15 protein-coding genes are annotated in these 16,420 nt (G+C 71.5%); 8 read left to right on the forward strand and 7 right to left on the reverse strand.

Features of this window, described 5'->3' with window-relative positions; translation table 11 throughout:
* Positions 1–58: 58 nt before the first annotated feature.
* Genes G6O68_RS32400 through G6O68_RS15830 form a run of 4 tightly spaced genes read right to left on the reverse strand, consistent with a single transcriptional unit; the run spans position 59 to position 2,576 of the window.
* Entirely contained in the window at positions 59–283 is a 225-nt protein-coding gene (locus tag G6O68_RS32400; RefSeq protein ID WP_206108108.1) for a DUF1731 domain-containing protein, read from the reverse strand.
* Between the two features lie 9 nt (positions 284–292).
* Positions 293–1,006, reverse strand: a complete 714-nt coding sequence (locus G6O68_RS15820) for an NAD-dependent epimerase/dehydratase family protein (RefSeq protein WP_206108109.1) — start codon at positions 1,004–1,006, stop codon at positions 293–295.
* Positions 1,003–1,986 (reverse strand): 16S rRNA (adenine(1518)-N(6)/adenine(1519)-N(6))-dimethyltransferase RsmA, encoded by a 984-nt coding sequence (gene rsmA / locus G6O68_RS15825; RefSeq protein WP_165249490.1) that lies wholly within the window; start codon positions 1,984–1,986, stop codon positions 1,003–1,005. The genes G6O68_RS15820 and rsmA overlap by 4 nt, the downstream gene beginning before the upstream one ends.
* Positions 1,983–2,576, reverse strand: coding sequence for a riboflavin synthase (locus G6O68_RS15830; protein WP_165249492.1), 594 nt, complete (start codon positions 2,574–2,576; stop codon positions 1,983–1,985). Before G6O68_RS15830 ends, rsmA begins: the two co-directional genes overlap by 4 nt.
* A gap of 153 nt (positions 2,577–2,729) precedes the next feature.
* On the opposite strand from G6O68_RS15830, the gene G6O68_RS15835 reads away from it, so the two are divergent.
* Positions 2,730–3,638: an aldo/keto reductase gene (locus G6O68_RS15835; protein WP_165249494.1), complete on the forward strand. Its 909-nt coding sequence runs from the start codon at positions 2,730–2,732 to the stop codon at positions 3,636–3,638.
* Positions 3,639–3,964: 326 nt separating this feature from the next.
* On the opposite strand, the gene G6O68_RS15840 is transcribed toward G6O68_RS15835, so the two are convergent.
* A complete protein-coding gene (locus tag G6O68_RS15840; RefSeq protein WP_165249496.1) occupies positions 3,965–5,743 on the reverse strand; it encodes a B12-binding domain-containing radical SAM protein in 1,779 nt (592 codons plus the stop codon).
* 493 nt (positions 5,744–6,236) lie between these two features.
* On the opposite strand from G6O68_RS15840, the gene G6O68_RS15845 reads away from it, so the two are divergent.
* From G6O68_RS15845 to G6O68_RS15870, 6 genes are all read left to right on the forward strand, one after another.
* Positions 6,237–7,526: an SGNH/GDSL hydrolase family protein gene (locus G6O68_RS15845; RefSeq protein ID WP_165249498.1), complete on the forward strand. Its 1,290-nt coding sequence runs from the start codon at positions 6,237–6,239 to the stop codon at positions 7,524–7,526.
* A 20-nt stretch (positions 7,527–7,546) separates the two neighbouring features.
* Positions 7,547–7,924, forward strand: a complete 378-nt coding sequence (locus G6O68_RS15850) for a VOC family protein (RefSeq protein WP_165249500.1) — start codon at positions 7,547–7,549, stop codon at positions 7,922–7,924.
* Between the two features lie 50 nt (positions 7,925–7,974).
* On the forward strand, positions 7,975–8,964 hold the full coding sequence (locus G6O68_RS15855; protein ID WP_165249502.1) for a DUF1559 domain-containing protein: 990 nt from the start codon (positions 7,975–7,977) through the stop codon (positions 8,962–8,964).
* A gap of 36 nt (positions 8,965–9,000) precedes the next feature.
* The gene (locus G6O68_RS15860) at positions 9,001–9,453 is read left to right on the forward strand and encodes a YybH family protein (RefSeq protein ID WP_165249504.1); all 453 of its coding nucleotides are present in this window, start codon (positions 9,001–9,003) and stop codon (positions 9,451–9,453) included.
* A 270-nt stretch (positions 9,454–9,723) separates the two neighbouring features.
* Positions 9,724–10,221 (forward strand): hypothetical protein, encoded by a 498-nt coding sequence (locus tag G6O68_RS15865; RefSeq protein WP_165249506.1) that lies wholly within the window; start codon positions 9,724–9,726, stop codon positions 10,219–10,221.
* Between the two features lie 805 nt (positions 10,222–11,026).
* Complete coding sequence (locus G6O68_RS15870) at positions 11,027–11,863, forward strand: inositol monophosphatase family protein (protein ID WP_240911293.1); 837 nt, start codon at positions 11,027–11,029, stop codon at positions 11,861–11,863.
* 21 nt (positions 11,864–11,884) lie between these two features.
* Here the strand turns inward: G6O68_RS15870 and G6O68_RS15875 are convergent, their stop codons facing one another.
* Positions 11,885–12,739, reverse strand: a complete 855-nt coding sequence (locus tag G6O68_RS15875) for an SIR2 family NAD-dependent protein deacylase (protein ID WP_206108110.1) — start codon at positions 12,737–12,739, stop codon at positions 11,885–11,887.
* The gene (locus G6O68_RS15880; protein WP_165249510.1) at positions 12,736–13,989 is read right to left on the reverse strand and encodes an SGNH/GDSL hydrolase family protein; all 1,254 of its coding nucleotides are present in this window, start codon (positions 13,987–13,989) and stop codon (positions 12,736–12,738) included. The genes G6O68_RS15875 and G6O68_RS15880 overlap by 4 nt, the downstream gene beginning before the upstream one ends.
* Before the next feature lie 121 nt (positions 13,990–14,110).
* Between G6O68_RS15880 and G6O68_RS15885 the strand changes: the two genes are divergently transcribed.
* Positions 14,111–16,351, forward strand: a complete 2,241-nt coding sequence (locus G6O68_RS15885) for a glycoside hydrolase family 32 protein (protein ID WP_165249512.1) — start codon at positions 14,111–14,113, stop codon at positions 16,349–16,351.
* The last annotated feature ends 69 nt before the right edge of the window (positions 16,352–16,420 follow it).

Genomic DNA, 16,420 nt, shown 5'->3' on the forward strand with positions numbered 1-16,420 from the left:
CCAGGTCCGGCCCTCGCGAAGACCCTGTGTCGTGGCGTCGAGCGAGGAGCGTCCAATTTCACGCCCGGCGGGGGCTCGCGCCCAGCAAATCGGCCAACGCCGCGTCCAGGCGGGGGAACCGGAACGCGAATCCTTCGGCTTCGAGCCGCTTCGAGACGACGTAGCGGCCGTAGAGGGCCAGCTCCGGGTCGGTCCGCATGACGAGCGGGGCGCCGAGGCGGACGAGCCAGGCGGGGGCGGGGAGGCCGATCGGCATGCCGACGGCGCGGCGAAGCGTCCGCATGAACTCGCGCTAGGGGACGGGCTCCGGGGCGGAGGCGATGTACGCTCCTTGCATCGTCGGGCCGTCCAGGGCGCGTTCAAAGAGCCGGTTCATGTCGAGTTCGTGGATCCAGCTCATCCCCTGCTCGCCCGAGCCGACCCGCCCTCCCAGGCCGAGGCGGACCAGCGTGCGGAGCCTCGCGAGCGCGCCGCCGCCGGCCCCGCGATCGCGGCCGACGACGAAGCTCGTCCGCAGCACCACGGCCCGCTGCGAGGGGAGGACGCTCCGCGCGAATTCCTCCTCCCACGCCCGGCCGACCTCGGGGGCGAGGCCGAGGCCGAAGGGGGAATCCTCGTCGCAGACCTCGCGCGGCGGGTCGCCGTAGATGTGGGCGGTGCTCATCTGGACCCAGACCGGCGGCGGGGCCGCGACGGCGCGGACGGCCAGGCCCAGCACGCGGGTCGATTCGACGCGGGAGCGGAGGATCTCGTCGCGATGGTCGGGCGTCTTGATGCAGTCGACGGTCCGCCCCGCCAGGTTCACCAGGCCGCTCGCCCCGTCCAGCTCGCGGGCCCAATCGCCGACCGTGCGGCCGTCCCAGGCGACGTGCCGCCAGGGGCCGGCCGGCTTCGGGGGCCTGCGGGAGAGGATCACGACGGGTCGGCCCGGGCTCAGGTGCGTCGCCAGCGACACGCCCAGGAAGCCGCTGCCGCCGGCGACGACGACCGGCCCCGGCCCGGTCATTCGGCGTCGGGCTCGTCGGGCGACGCTTCGGCTTCCGCCGCTTCCTCATCGGCGTCGTCCGCCGACCGGACGTCGCCCCAGCTCGCCTGCAGGGCCTTCGCTAGCGCGATCCACTGGGGGACTTCCAGGGCCTCGCCGCGGAGGCGGCCGTCGATGGCGACGGATTCCAGGACGGCGTCGACGTCGGCCTTGGCGACCCCCTCGGGGGCGAGCTTCGAGAGGACGACGCGGAGGTTCTTGCGGCGGTGGAGGAAGACGTCGCGGACGAACCGGTGGAACCAGGCCAGGTCGCCCACGGCCTCGCGCTTCTCGGGGATCGGCCGGATCGCCACGATCGCCGACTCGACCTTGGGGCGGGGCCAGAAGACCGTCGGCGCCAGGACGCGCGCGATCTCGACCTCGGACGTCGCCTGCATGAGCACCGACAGGGCGCTGTTCTCGGGCGAGCCGGGGCCGGCGATCATCCGCTCGCCCAACTCCTTCTGGATGGTGACGACCATCGATTCCGGCCGGTGGGCGTCGTCGACCAGCAGGTTCATGATGAGCGGCGTGGCGATGTTGTACGGCAGATTCGCCACGAGCTTGTAGGGCCGACCTTCGCGGAGGGCGTCCAGGGCCTCCAAAACCTCGGGGGCCACGCGGTGCTTGGAGGCCAGTGCGTCGAGGTTCAGGACGCGGGCGTTAGGCAGGTCGGCGATCGCCTCGGTGGTCAGGGCGGCCATCCCGGGATCGACCTCGACGGCCAGGACCCGCGCCCCGCGGCCGGCCATGAGGGCGGTCAAGGCCCCCGCGCCGGGGCCGACTTCCAGGATCACGTCGTCGGGGCCGACGGCGGCCTGCTCGACGATCACGTCGTGGATGTTCAGGTCGATGAGGAAGTTCTGGCCCAGCCGGTGCCGGGGCGAGAGCCCGCGGCGGCCGAACAGCCGTCGGAGGTACGATTGCGTCTGGCGTTGGGGCGTAGGGGCTTCGCTCGTCATCGGACCTGCCCCAGGAGCTTCTGGACGTGCTTGGCCAGCACGTCGGCCTCGATGTTGACGCGGTCGCCGGGCCGCAAAAGCCCCAGGGTGGTGACGCCCAGGGTGTGCGGGATCAGCATGATCGAGAACGACGACGGTCCCACGTCCACCAGGGTCAGGCTCACGCCGTCGACGGCGATCGAGCCCTTGGGGACCATCAAGGCGGTCCAGGCGGGGTCGATCTCGAAGCCGAAGAACTCCCACTCCCCCTCGCGACGGCGCTCGCGGAGGGCGGCGGTGGCGTCGACGTGCCCCTGGACGAAGTGGCCGCCGAGGCGGTCGCCCACGCGGAGCGAGCGCTCCAGGTTCACCCGGTCGCCCGGCTTGCGGGCCCCGAGGTTGGTGCGGAGCAGGGTCTCGGGCCCGGCCTGGACCTCGAAGCGTTCCGGGCCGGTCACGACGACGGAGAGGCAGCAGCCGTTGACCGCCACGCTCTCGCCGATCGCCAGCGGGGCGTCGAGCCCCTCCCAGCGGACGGCGAACCGCCGGCCCCCGTCCTCGTCCGCGGCCTCCTCGATCCGCCCCATCGCCTCGACCAGACCCGTGAACACGACCGACCTCCAGCCCTTTTCAGCACCGCGCGAGATGTTCGACTTCCCCATGGTAGCATCGGGCGGGCCGGGATAGAATCGGGGGTCCACGTCGGCGGACGGAATCCGTCCCCTTTCCTCGGATCGAGACGCCACGATACGGGAGACCCGCACATGACGCCCGCTCTCAACCGCCGCGACTTCCTCGCCTCCACCGCGGCCGCCGCGACGCTCGCCGCCACGGCCGGCGCCGGGACGTCGCGCGCCGCCGGGGCCTTCGGCCGCAACGCCCTGCCCGCCGGCCCCCAGGCCCGCGTCGTGCTCGGCAAGACCGGCATCGAGACGTCTCTCATCGGCATGGGGAGCGGCACCGTCGGCGGCGGCCAGTCCAGCAACCAGACCAAGCTGGGCGTCAAGGGCTTCACCAAGGTCGTCCGCCACGCGCTCGACCACGGCGTCACCCTGTTCGACGTCGCCGACCAGTACGGCTCGCACGTCTACCTGCGCGAGGCCCTCAAGGGGGTCCCCCGCGAGCAGTACCAGATCCAGACCAAGACCCACGCCACCGACGCCGTCACCGCCCGCGACCACCTCCAGCGCTACCGCCTGGAGCTGGGCGTGGACTACATCGACGTCCTGCTGCTCCACTGCATGACCAAGGACGGCTGGGACCACGAGCACACCGGCGCGATGGAAGCCCTGATGCAGGCCAAGGAGGAGAAGCTGATCCGCGCCCACGGCACCAGCTGCCACGGCATGGACCCGCTCCGCACCTCCGCCAAGCTGCCGTTCGTCGAGGTCGACCTCGCCCGGATCAACCCCGAAGGGCTGATCATGGACGACAAGAAGCCCGACGAGGTCGCCTCCGTCCTGGAGGAGATGCACAACGCCGGCAAGGGCGTCATCGGCATGAAGATCCTCGGCGAGGGCAAGATCAACGAGCCCGGCCGCATCGACGCCAGCCTCCGCTACGTCCTCGGCCTCGGCACCGTCGACTCCTTCATCATCGGCTTCCAGTCCACCGACCAGGTCGACGACATCCTCAAGCGCACCGAGGCCGCCATCGGCGCCCTCAAGGCCTGACGAGTTCGAGCCCAACTCCCTTCCCCCCTCGCGGGGGAAGGTGGCCCGAAGGGCCGGATGAGGGGGAAGACGAGCACGAGCGCCGTCGGAGCCTCAGCCGGCCCGAAAAGCCGTCGCTGCCTCTCGCCGTCCGCCTGGATGGTCCCCCTCATCCGGCCTTCGCGAATCGTCCTTCTCCCCTCGTGGGAGAAGGTGCCGCGCAGCGGCGGATGAGGGGGGCGTTCCGAAAAGCCGTCGCTGCCACGTCTCGTCCGCCTGGATGGTCCCCCTCATCGACCGCTTCGCGGTCCTTCCCCCACCAGGGGAGAAGGGTAGGGAGGCCGATCTCAGCGCGTGGCGGCCTCGGCGTTCGCGGCGATCATCGGGAACCGGGGCGGGCGCGCGGCCGTGTGGACGACGATCCGGCCGGTCCGCAGGCGACGGACCCATCGCGAGCCGTTGACGATCGACCGCGCGAGTCCGAGCTGGCCGAGCACCTGATACATCAGGCGGAACTTCCAGAGGCCGTCCCGCCGCTTGAACAGGTCGCGGACGAGGCTCAGCGGGTTGTAGAAGGCCGCGTAGGCGACGAACAGGTTCGCCTGCTTGCGCCAGGGGTGCGCGCTGCCGGTGGTGAGGCAGTGGTTGCCGTCGAAGTGGCTGTCGTCCACCTCCTGACCGTCGACCTCGCGCATCAGCAGGCCGTCCTCGAAGTAGCGCTCGTAGCTCTTCGAGCCCACCATCGGCGTCAGGAAGGTGATCTGCATGCTCACCGCCCCCGCCCGGCGCAGGAACCGCACCTGATTCAGGAGGCCGTAGAGCCCCCGGAAGGTGAACAGCGGCTGCTCGTCGTGGTGCATGATCATGGGCATCGGCGCGATGCCGTGGTCGTGCAGCTCGCGGAAGACGACGCGGGTCTTCTCGGGCGTCTGCCCCTTCTTGACCAGCGAGGCGGTCATGTCCTCGATGCCGAACCAGACCGCCCGCACGCCGGCCTCGCGGGCGAGCGGCAGCAGGTTGCGGTTGCGGTCCACGTCGTGCTCGGTGGCCTCGGTGCCGATCCACACCGCGTCGCGGAACGGCCTGCCGCCCGCCGTGCCGCGCGCCATGGCGAGAAGGAGCGACTCGGTCGACGCGCGGTCGTTGAAGAAGTTGTCGTCCGCGCCGAAGAACGTCGCCATCCCGCTGCGTTCGACGATCCCCGCCAGCTCCTCGACGATCCGGCTCGGGCTTTTATGTCGATACGTCCCCTGGTTGTAGCCCGGGATCGGGCAGTACGGGCAGTGGAACTTGCAGCCGTGCGTCAGCACGACCGTCAGGAGCGCCGCGTGGTCCTTCAACTGCGTCGCGGCGAGCGGGCGCGGGGCCAGCTCGACGCCCTTGTGCGGGGGCTCGAACAGGCCGAGGCCGTCGAACGGCAGGGGCAGCTCGTCGAGGTCGCGGACCAGCCGCTGGGGGCCGGTGTCGACCAGGGCCCCGGGCTCCGCCTCGCCCGGCTCGGGCGCGAACACCAGGCCCGCGACGTCGTGCAGCGCCCCGGCGGCCCGGGCGCGGTCGAAGCCCTCGCGCCACGAGTCGCGGTCGCGCTTGAATTCGAGGATCCGGTCGAGCAGCTCCAGCAGGACGAACTCCTCGCCGGTGACCACGACGTCGGCCCCCGCGCGGCCGTCCCGCCCCAGGCCGAAGAAGTCCCAGGGCTCGTACGCCGCCTTGGCCCCGCCGGCGATGATCAAGGGGCGCGCCGCGCCCAGGCTCCACGCGTCCTCGACCAGCCGGTAGGCCGACCGGCTGTGGATCTGCATGCCGGAGACCAGGAACAGGTCCGGCGCCGCGCCGTCGATCCGCGCCCGGCTCGGCCGGACGTGCGGCGACCACGCCTGGAGGACGAGCCGCGTGCTCGTCAGCCCGGCCGCGTGCAGGGCCGAGCCCACGGCCCTCGCGGCGCCCGGGATCAGCGACCGGTCCACGAACACATAAGGGCCCAGCCTCGTCCGCTCGTCGAACGCGGAGACGAACAGCGTCCGCGCGCCCTCGCCGATGGTCCGCCGTCGCACCCTCGCCTCCAGCTCGCGGTAGGCCCCGGGCGCGGTGAACACGTCGTGCTTCGGCCTTCTCGTCAATTCCATGACGGTCGATCTCTTCGAAAGTTTCGGGGTGGGCCTCCAGGAGGGCGGAGCCGGCGGGAGGTGGGGAGGTCGTCTCGTCGAGGGCCACGATCGGCCCTCCCTCCTAAACGACGGACACGCGGACGGATCTCGCCGCCGGTCGGTTATGATGGCGAGGCGGTCTGCCACGGAATCCTCGCCGATCCATGGCTGACGACGGCCTTCCCCCCTGGCGGGGGAAGGCAGACCCCGCCAGGGGTCGGATGAGGGGGAAGACGAGCATGGGGGCCTTCGGAGTTCCAGACCGCTCGCACGGCCGGCGGCCTCGGCAGCCGTCATCGACGACTCCGAACGGCGACCTTGCTCGTCTTCCCCCTCATCCGGCCCTTCGGGCCACCTTCCCCCGCCGGGGGGGAAGGCCGTCCACCGATGGCGCCCCCTCGCGTCATCGAGGGATCCAGGGGTCGGCCCGGCGATCCTCCGCGAACTCGACCGATCGAAGGGCCCCGAGCGCATGACCTCGCCGCCGAACGCCGAGCCGACTTCCCCGCCGCCCCGGCCCGTCGCGAGGCTCTCGCGACGCCGCCGATGGCTGTTCCGCCTCGTCACCCTGCTGGCGGTGGCGATCGGCCAGGAGGGCCTCTTCCGCGCCCTCTTCCCCACGCCCGAGGTCGCCGGATTCAACCGGATCAACTACCAGCAGATGGCGCAGTCGCACCCCCAGATCGGCCAGGCCATGAAGCGCGGGCTGGTCTACGACCGCCTGCTGATCGAGAGCCGGCCGGACGGCTTCGCCGAGGTCCACGACCTCAACCTCTACGGCTTCCGGGGGCCCGACTTCCGCGTCGACCCCGCGCCGGGGCGGCGGCGGATCCTGGTGATCGGCGACAGCGTGGTGGAGGGGCAGGGGGTCGACGACGGGGCGACCATCGCCGCCGCGTGGTCGCGCCTGCTGGCCGGCGACGGGACCCCGGCCGAGGTGATCAACCTGGGCGTGATCGCCGCCAGCCTGCCGCACCTCTGGATCCTCACGCGCGACGCCGTGTTGCTCCTGAAGCCCACCGACGTCGTCGTCGCGCTCTATCCCAACGACCTGCCGGCCCCGTTCGTCCCCTCGCTGTTCAACGCCCCCGCGCCGGCCTTCCCGCGCCGGGCGGAAGGCTTTCGGCCTCGGATCGTCGACCTGATCGGCCGCGCGATCCTCGAGGAGCCGATCCACCGCCGCTGGTTCCACCTCCCCATCCGCTTCTTCTCCCCCGTCCCCGACGGCACCAACCCCTGGTCCGACGGCCGCCCCCGGCCCGCCTCGCTCCGCGAAGATTTGTATGAAGATATGAAGGCCGGACGACTCAACCCCTGGCTCTACGCGCAGTCGCAGGACGCCCCCGGCCAGCTCGCGCACGACTTCGCGACCGGCGGCTCGCCCGTCCTGTTCCTCGACCGCATGAGCCAGGTCTGCCGCCAGGCGGGCGCCCGGATGATGGTCGCGTACACGCCGTTCGGCGCCGTGGTGAATCCCCGATACGCCCCCGCGCTCGTCGACCTGGGCATGGACCGCGCCACGGCCGAATCTCTTTCCGTCGACCCGAAGTACCGGAACCAGAACCGCGTGCTGGCCGCCGTCTGCGAGGAATTGAAGCTCCCCCTGGCCGACGCGACCGCCGCCCTCGAAGCCGCCGAGGCCTCCGCCCCCCAGTACTGGCCGTACGACACCCACCCCAACGCCCTCGGCTACGCCACCATCGCCCGCCGCATCCACGAGGTCTGGAAGGCGACGGCCGCGTCGGCCGCGCCCTCACCTTGATCCGTTCGACAGGAGACGCCATGACCCAGCTCCAGGCCGTCCACCCCATCTCGAACGAGGACGTGAACGCCCTCCCCGTGCAGGATCTGGGGCCGGCGATCGACTTTTACGAGCGGACGCTGGGCTTCACGCTGGCCGCGCGCGACGATTCGACCGCCAGGCTGACGCGCGACGACGTCCAGATCGGGCTGGTCCGCAAGCAGGACCACGACCCGGGCCAGGCCGGATCCTGCGCCTTCGACGTCCGCGACCTCGACGCCCTGCACGCCGAGCTGGAGGGCAAGGGGGGCGAGCTGGGCTCGATCGGGACCGCCCAGTGGGACGGCAAGCGATACCGCGTCTTCTTCCTGCGCGAGGACGAGGACGGCTACTGCTTCTGCTTCAGCCAGCCGGCGTAGCCCGGCGCCTTGCGACATCGCCCCTCTTCACCACGCCGGAAGGACCCGCCATGCGTCCAGGATGCGAACCTCGTGAGCGACGCGGCTTCACCCTGATCGAGCTGCTGACGGTGCTCGCCGTCGTCGGGCTCCTGGTCGCCCTGCTCCTGCCGGCCGTGCAGGCGGCGCGCGAGGCGGCCCGCCGGGCGCAGTGCGGGAGCAACCTCCGGCAGATCGGCCTGGCGATCCACGGCTACCACGACGCCTGGCAGGTCCTGCCGCCGGGCTACCTCGCCTCGTCTCCGCGCCCGACGCGGGCGGCGACGGGCCCGGAGCTGGGCCCGGGATGGGGCTGGGGGATGCTCGTCCTCCCCTTCGCCGAGCAGCGGCCGGTGTACGACGCGGCGAACTTCGACCTGGGGTTCGGCGACGTGAACGGCGACCTCGTGGGGCTGCGGGAGAATCGGACCGTCCGGCAGGTCGGCCTCGCCCTCTTCCTCTGCCCGAGCGGCGGCGGCGGGGACGGTCCCCTCGAAGTGGGCGGGGGCACGATCGCCGGGTCGCCCGGCCAGTACGTCGCGTCGGCGGGCGACCTGGACCTGTCTCGCCCGCCTTTCCTCGGCACGGGCCTCCTGCTCCCGAACGGCCGGGTCGGAATCGGTGGAGCGACCGACGGCGCCTCCTCGACCCTGATGGTCGGCGAGCGCTCGCGCGACGTGGCCGAGGCGGCCTGGTCCGGGACCCACGGCAGCCACGCCGAGCTGGTCCCGCTCTGCGCGAAGCCGGGCCGGAGTTCGGAGGCGTGCGTCGCGCTGATGTTCCTGCTCATGGGCCGCACCGGTCCCGCGACCGACCTGATCAGCGGGAGCCTCCCCGACGCGGCGCCCCTGGACCCGCGATCGGCGGGGCCCGACGGCTTCGCCAGCCGACACCCCGGCGGATGCCAGTTCCTGATGGGGGACGGCTCGGTCCGATTCCTCAAACAGTCCCTCGCCCCGCCCGTCTTCCGAGCCCTCGCCTCGCGCGCCGGCGGCGAAGTCGTCGGGGCCGACTCGTACTGAACCGACCCTCGCGCGCCCCCTCCTCGGAGCCTCCCCATGAAGCGACTCGCGACCGCCTGCCTGTTGATCGCCTGCATCGGAGTCCCCGCCCTCGGCCAGGGGCCGACGAAGGAGGACGACGCGGCCGTGCGCGAGGTCGTCCGCCGCTACGTCGAAGCCCGCGAGGCGCGCGACGCGCAGGCCGTCGAGGCCCTGCTCACGCCCGACGCAGACCAGCTCGTCTCCGACGGGACCTGGCGGCGGGGCCGGGAATCGCTCGTGCAAGGCATGCTCGAATCCTCGCGCAAGAACCCGGCGAAGCGGACCATCGACGTCGAGTCCGTCCGCCTGCTCGCCCCCGACGTGGCGATCGCCGACGGCCGCTACACGCAGGTGGCGGCCGCGACCGACGTCCGCGCGATGTGGACCACGATCGTCGCCCGCCGCACGCCCGAAGGCTGGAAGATCGCCGCCATCCGCAACATGCTCCCCGCCGCGCCGGCGAAGTAATCCTCGTCGGATGGACGTCGTTTCCTACAGTGGGAGAAGGCGTGCCGTGAACCCCAACGTCCTTCCCCCCTGGCGGGGGAAGGTGGCCCGTCAGGGCCGGATGAGGGGGAAGACGAGCAGGGAAACCGTCGGAGAGATCGGCGGCTGCGAACGCCGTCGGGCCCTCGCCTGGTCCAACTTGATGGTCCCCCTCATCCGCCCCTTCGGGGCACCTTCCCCCACCAGGGGGGAAGGACGGACGGCGACGGCCTCATCGTTCGGAGTGCAGCCATGCCGAAGCCGCGCCGCAGGACCCTCGCCTGGCTGATGCTGCTGGTCGCCTCGGCCTCGCTCCCGCTCGCCCTGTTCGCTCACCTGCGAGGCTGGGAGCGGCGTCGGCAGCTCATGTACCACCAGGCGGACGTCACCAGGGCGATCCTCGACGAAGCTCATGAGGACATCGCCGCGGCCGGGCGGAAGGAGTCGCTCTTCCTCGTCCTCGGCGGCGACCACGCCCGCACGGCCGAGTGGGACGTGCGGCTGGAGGCCTGGGAGCGACGCGACGGGGAGGACCGGCCCCTGATCCGGGCGAGGGTCTCGGGCTCCAACGGCCGGCTCGCGTCCGCGCTCGCCCCGATCCGCGTCGAGACCTACGGCTCGCCCCTGGACCCCGCCTGGCTCGACCGCCTGACCCGCGCCTACCGCAAGCGGGGCTGGCGCTTCGAACTCGTCCGCGACCCGACCGGCCCCGACGTCCGCGAGCTGCTCGACCGACACGGGCGGCGCTGAGCCGCGTCCACGGGGGATTCTCGCGGATTCCGACCGGAAGGCGAGTCCGTCGCGCGCATCCGTGTACATCGTTTCCTGGAGGTCTTTGGCAATTTGGACAGGGGCGTGCCGCGCGCCGATCGGACGCTCGTGCGACGGGGGCGTGCCTCGCTGGAAGTACCGAATGCGCGCCGAACGAAGCCAATTTCCGGGCCCGTCGTCGACGGTTAAATCGCTGCCGCGAAGTGGCTTGCGTCCGATGGGTTCGTTTTCGGGGCCGGCGGACGAAGCCAATCGCGTCGCTCTCGGGCTCGCGTGGTTTCCACGGCTGCGGGGCAGCTTGCGAAAGCGGGCGCTCCTCACGCGACGGGAAGCTTGAGGGACTCGAACCCGTGCTACCCGAAGGTCTTCCCTCGCCGTTTGGCGGCATTGAGTGAGAAGTCTCCCAGAGCGCGCCGAACGAAGCCAATTTCCGACGCCGCGAATCCGTATTTAACCTGTTTCTGAGCAGGTTGTTACGCTCGATGGGTTCGTTCTCGGAGGTCGCCGAACGAACCCGATCGAAGCCAATTGCGGAGGGGTCGCCATGGGGGGGGGCGGACTGCGGGGAGGCTGGCTCCGGGGCTCGCGAGAAACGCGCCGAACGAAGCCAATTTCGGGGGCGTGGATATCGGGGTAAGTCGTTGGTGGGGAATTGATTGCGTCGTGGGTGCTTCGGCGCGAACGAACCCGATCGAAGCCGATCCGGCGGGCGGGGCGTGGGGGGCGTGGGGTCGGTATAATGGGGGCGGTCGCGAACGGGGAAACGAGGCAGGGGGGGAATCCCGTGGACAGGTGGAAGGCCGAGCTTGAGGTCGCCGAGGCCGCCGCGAAGGTGGGGGGCGGGGTGGCGACGGGGTATTTCCGGGGCGGGCTGGCGGCGGACGTGAAGAACGCCGAGGGGGAAGGGACTTACAACCTGGTCACCCAGGCCGACGTTGAGGCCGAGCGGGCCGTCGTCGAGGTCATCAAGAAGGCGTTCCCGGGCCACGCGATCTACGGCGAGGAGGGGCAGGGGGCCGGCGAGGGCGAGGCGGGCGCGGCGATCCTCGACAGCGAGGACGTCTGGATCGTCGACCCGATCGACGGCACCAGCAACTACGTCCACGGCATCCCCCACTTCGGGATCTCGGTCGCCTACTACCACAAGGGGGAGCCGACCGTCGGCGTGGTGGGGAGCCCGCTGCACGACGACTGGTACACGGCCGTCCGGGGCGGCGGGGCGTTCCACCGGGGGCGTCGGGCGCGGGTGTCGCCCTGCACGAGGCTGGACGAGGTGCTGGTGGGCTTCGGCTACTTCTACGACCGGGGCGCCATGATGGAGGCGACGCTCGAAGCCTGCACCGAGATCCTCCGCCGCCGGAGCCACGGCCTGCGGCGGCTGGGGGCGGCGACCCTCGACCTGGCCTACGTCGGTGTCGGCTCGTTCGGGGCGTTCTTCGAGTACGAGCTGGCGCCCTGGGACTTCGCCGCGGGCCGCCTGTTCGTCGAGGAGGCCGGGGGCGTCGTCACCACCTGCCACGGCGACCCGCTCACGCTCCGCAAGACCAGCGTCCTCGCCTCCAACGGCCTGATCCACGACGAGCTGGTCGCGATCATGGATCGGTATTTCAAGCGGTTATGATTTGTTACTGTGCTTGCGTGTTCATGATTCGAGGAGTTCGTCGATCGCCGTCAGGGCGTCCAGGGCTCCGGCGGGGATGGAGAGGGTGCCCGGGGGGGCGTGGGGCTCGCGGGGGTTGATGCGGATCAGGGTCCCGCCGAGCGCCTCGGCGGTGCGCTCGCAGGCGCGGCGGACGGTGGGGACGGCGGTCCCCGCGCCGCACTCGACGACGACGAGCCGGGCGCCGGCCGGGGCCAGGTCGCGGGCCCAGGCCCACTGGCGTTTCGCCTGGGCCTCGGTCCGCGAGCCGTCCCAGCCGCCGTCGCCGAACATCAGGATGTTGGGCCGGGCCAGGCCCCCGCACCGCGGGCAGTCGGGCAGCTTCCCCACGGCCCGCATCGTGCGCGGGTCGATGGTCGCGGCCCGCCCTTCGGCGGGGAAGATCCCCACGCCGCACTGATCCAGGCATTGGAGGAAGTCGATGGCTCCGTGGGCCTCGTGGATCATGTCGTCCGGGAACCCCGCCCGTTGGAACTGGCCGTCGACGTTCGAGGTGTAGACGAACCCGCCGCGCGGTAGGGCGTCGGCCCAGCGCTTCAGGATGGCGAAGCCCTCGTGGGGCCGGGTCGTCCGGTAGAGCTGCAGGCGGTGGCCGTAGAACCCCCAGGCCAGCTCCGGGTCCTGGCGGAACCATCGGGGCGAGGCCAGGGAGACGAAGTCCAGCCCCAGCCGCGCGTAGGGCGGATAGGCGTTCCAGAACCCCTCGTTCCCGCGGAAATCGGGCAGGCCGCTGTCCACCCCCATGCCCGCCCCCGCGCCGATCAGGATCGCGTCGGCCTGCGCGAGGGACTCGGCGGCGCGTTCGACCTCCCGCTCATATCCGTCGATCCCGCTCACGGCCGGGCCTCCGCGCGCTCGACGACGAACCGGAAGGGCCGGGGGGCGACGAGGGTGTGCTGGAGGGCCTCGAACCGGGCGCTGATCTCGCGGGCCTGCTCGTCGACGGCGGGGAGCGCGGGCGAGTCGGGGAGGTGGTGGGCCAGCTCCTGCCTCCCCTGGAAGAGCCGGTTGCGGGCCTGGGTCAGGTCGGCGAGCGCCCAGGCGGCGGCCTCCCACGGCCCGCCGGGCTCCCAGCCGTTCGCCGTGGCCGAGGCCAGGTTCACCCCCTCGGCCAGCCGTTCCGCCGGCCAGGTCCCCAGCGCCCGGCCGTCGACCCGGATCGCGTAGTCCCCCTTGGGCAGGTTTCGGATGGTGAGCATGTACCGATTCAACTCGTCGGAGACCGGGATGAAGCGATAGCGGAGGGCGCCGAAGAGGCCGAGATTCAGCGGCAGCCCGGCGTCGAGCCGGTCGAACTCCAGCTTCGAGGCGTCGCCGGCCAGGTTCGCCACGGTGCAGCCGACGGCCTCGGCGACGGGGCCCGCGGCGTCGAGATCGATCGCGACCGAGGAGACGTCGGCCGGGGCGTCGAGCCCCTTGAGGATCGCGAAGGCCATGGCGAGCTGGCCGTCGTCGTTGAGGTGGACCCCGTCGCCGACGTGGAGCGTGTGCTTGTGGGTCGGGTCGGAGGCGTTCGCCTCGGCCATCCGCCGCTGGACCTGACGCATGGATCGCTGGACGTCGATGGAATGCTCGCCCAGGGATCGGGCGAGGGCCATCCCCTCGTCGCACATCGTCTGGAGATACCCGCGCTCGGCGGTCTCGGGGTCCTCGGCGGTGGCGGCGGCCGAGCAGACGTAGACGCGGGCGCCGGCGGCCTTGCCCCTCTCGACGAGGCCGCGGATCCCATCCAGGTAGGCTTGCTTGTGCGCGTCGTCGGCCTTCGTCCCCCAGCCGATGTCGTTGACGCCGTAGGCGACGATCAGGACGGTCGGCCGCAGGGAGAGCACGTCGCGGTCCATCCGCGCGAGGCCGCCGGCGGCCGTGTCGCCCCCCCAGCCGGCGTTGTGGAAGTGGACCTTGCGGTCGGGGAACCGCAGGAGCGTGTAGTCCTCGATGTACCGCCCGTAGGTCCGCGCGGCGGTGATGCTGTCGCCCAGGAAGACCACCGTGTCGCCGTCGCGGAGCGCGAAGTCGGCGGCCGTGGCCGCGACGGGGGCGAGGGTCAGGAGGGCCGCCGCGAGGATCGTCCGCCAGGGTCGAATCATGCCGTGCTCCGTCCGATTTTTCCGGCCCGCTCGGGCGTCGACGCCTTCCGCTCGGGCGTCGACCGGTCTATCCTCGGTGGGTGCGAGACGCCCCGACGCCCCTCCCGAGGAGCTGGATTTCATGCTTGCCACGATGGTCCTGGCCGGACTGCTGGCCGCCGCGCCGACGGCGCCGGACGAGCCCCGCCCCGACGTCCCGATCGCCGACTTCGAGGGCCCGGAATACGGGGCCTGGAAGGCGACCGGCGAGGCCTTCGGCGACGCCCCGGCCCGGGGGACCCTCCCCGGCCAGATGACCGTTGAAGGATACCGGGGCCAGGGCCTGGTGAACAGCTTCCACGGCGGCGACGACGCGACCGGCGAGCTGACCAGCCCGCCCTTCCGCATCGAGCGCACGCACCTGAACTTCCTGATCGGCGGCGGCGGCTGGATCGGCGAGACCTGCCTCGACCTGCTCGTCGACGGCAAGGTCGTCCGCTCGGCGATCGGCCCCAACCGCGAGCCCGGCGGCTCCGAGAAGCTCCGCTGGGACGCCTGGGACGTGAAGGACCTGCAAGGCCGCGAGGCGACGCTCCGCGTCGTCGACCGCCGCAAAGGGGGGTGGGGTCACATCAACGTCGACCACATCGTCCAGACCGACGAGCCCAAGGCCCCCGCCCACGCCTCGCGGTCGATCGCGCTCACGCATCAATATCTGACCATCCCCGTCAAGACCGGGGCCCCCAAGGTCCGGGCCAAGATCCTCGACGAGTCGGGGTCGATTCTCCGCGAGTTCGACGTCGAGCTGGCCCCCGCCAGGGAGAAGCCCGACTTCCTCGCCGCCAGCGACCTGGAGGCCCACAAGGGGAAGACCCTGACCGTCCGAGTCGACGAGCTGGAGGACGCCAAGATCCTCGAAGGGATCGGCCAGGACGCCCGGGGGCTCGACCGGCCCGGCCTGTATGGGGAGCCGCACCGGCCGCAGCTCCACTTCACCTCGCGGGTGGGGTGGCTGAACGACCCCAACGGGCTCGTCTGGCAGGACGGCGAATATCACCTGTTCTACCAGCACAACCCCTTCGGCTGGGGCTGGGGGAACATGCACTGGGGCCACGCGGTCAGCCCGGACCTCGTCACCTGGACCGAGCTTCCCATCGCGATCTACCCGCACCAGTACGGCGACTGGGCCTTCTCCGGCAGCGCCCTGGTGGACCATCAGAACACGTCCGGCTTCCAGAAGGGGGACCGGCCGCCGCTGGTCGCCGCCTACACCAGCACTGGCCGGGGCGAGTGCATCGTCTACAGCAACGACCGGGGCCGGACCTGGACGGAGTTCGAGGGGAACCCCGTCGTCAAGCACGAGGGCCGCGACCCCCGGATCCTCTGGTACGCCCCCGGCAAGCACTGGGTCATGGTGGTGTACGATGAGGACGCGAAGGCCAAGCGCGAGAGCCTGGACTTCTACACCTCGCCCGACCTCAAGGCCTGGACCTTCGCCAGCCGGCTCGACGGCTTCTTCGAGTGCCCCGACCTGTTCGAGCTGGCCGTCGACGGCGACCTCAACAAGAGCCTCTGGGTCGTCTACGGGGCCGACGCCCAGTACAAGCTCGGCACGTTCGACGGCAAGACCTTCACCCCCACGTCGGGCCCGGACAAGCTGGCCTTCCGCCACGGCAACTTCTACGCCGCCCAGACGTTCAGCGACGAGCCGAAGGGGCGACGCATCCAGATCGGCTGGGCGCGGGAGGTGACGTTCCCCGGCTCCCCGTTCAACCAGCAGATGGCCCTGCCGGCCGAGCTGACGCTGCGGTCGACGAAGGACGGGCCGAGGATCATCGCCGAGCCGGTCGCCGAGCTGAAGGCGCTGCGGGCCGACTCCTGCGAGTTCTCCCGGATGACGCTGGAGCCCGGCGCGGACAACCCGTTGAGTCGGAGGAGTCACAGCCTCCTAGCCTTCTCTCCGCTGGCCCGACTGCAGATCCCGATCCAGAGCAAGTCGGTGAACGACCTCGGCAGGGCCGAGAAATACGACGGCCACTCGTGCGAGATCGAGCTGTCGTTCCGCCCGGGGGCGGCGAAATTCCTGGAGCTGGACCTGCTCGGCACGCCCCTGGTCTACGACGTCGAGCGTCAGGACGTCGTCTGCAAGCAGGTGCGGACGTTCGTCCCCCAGGTCGACGGCGTGGTGGACCTGCATGTTTTCGTAGACCGGGGCTCGATCGAGGTCTTCGCCGGCGGGGGCCGGACGGCGATCTCGGTCGCCGCGACTCAGGGCGAGACGGATCACGAGTTGGGCCTCGCGGCGAAGGGGGGGGCGGTCCGGCTGGAGAAGCTGGTCGTCCACCGGCTGCGGTCGGCCTGGGAGACCCGGGACGCGCGCTGATCGCCGGGGCCGGGCCTCTGGCAGCGGGGGCCTCGGCGTGGGAGAATCCTGGACCGGGGGCGAACCCGT

The sequence above is a fragment of the Paludisphaera soli genome (genome assembly GCF_011064595.1).
GTDB classification, from domain to species: Bacteria; Planctomycetota; Planctomycetia; order Isosphaerales; family Isosphaeraceae; genus Paludisphaera; species Paludisphaera soli.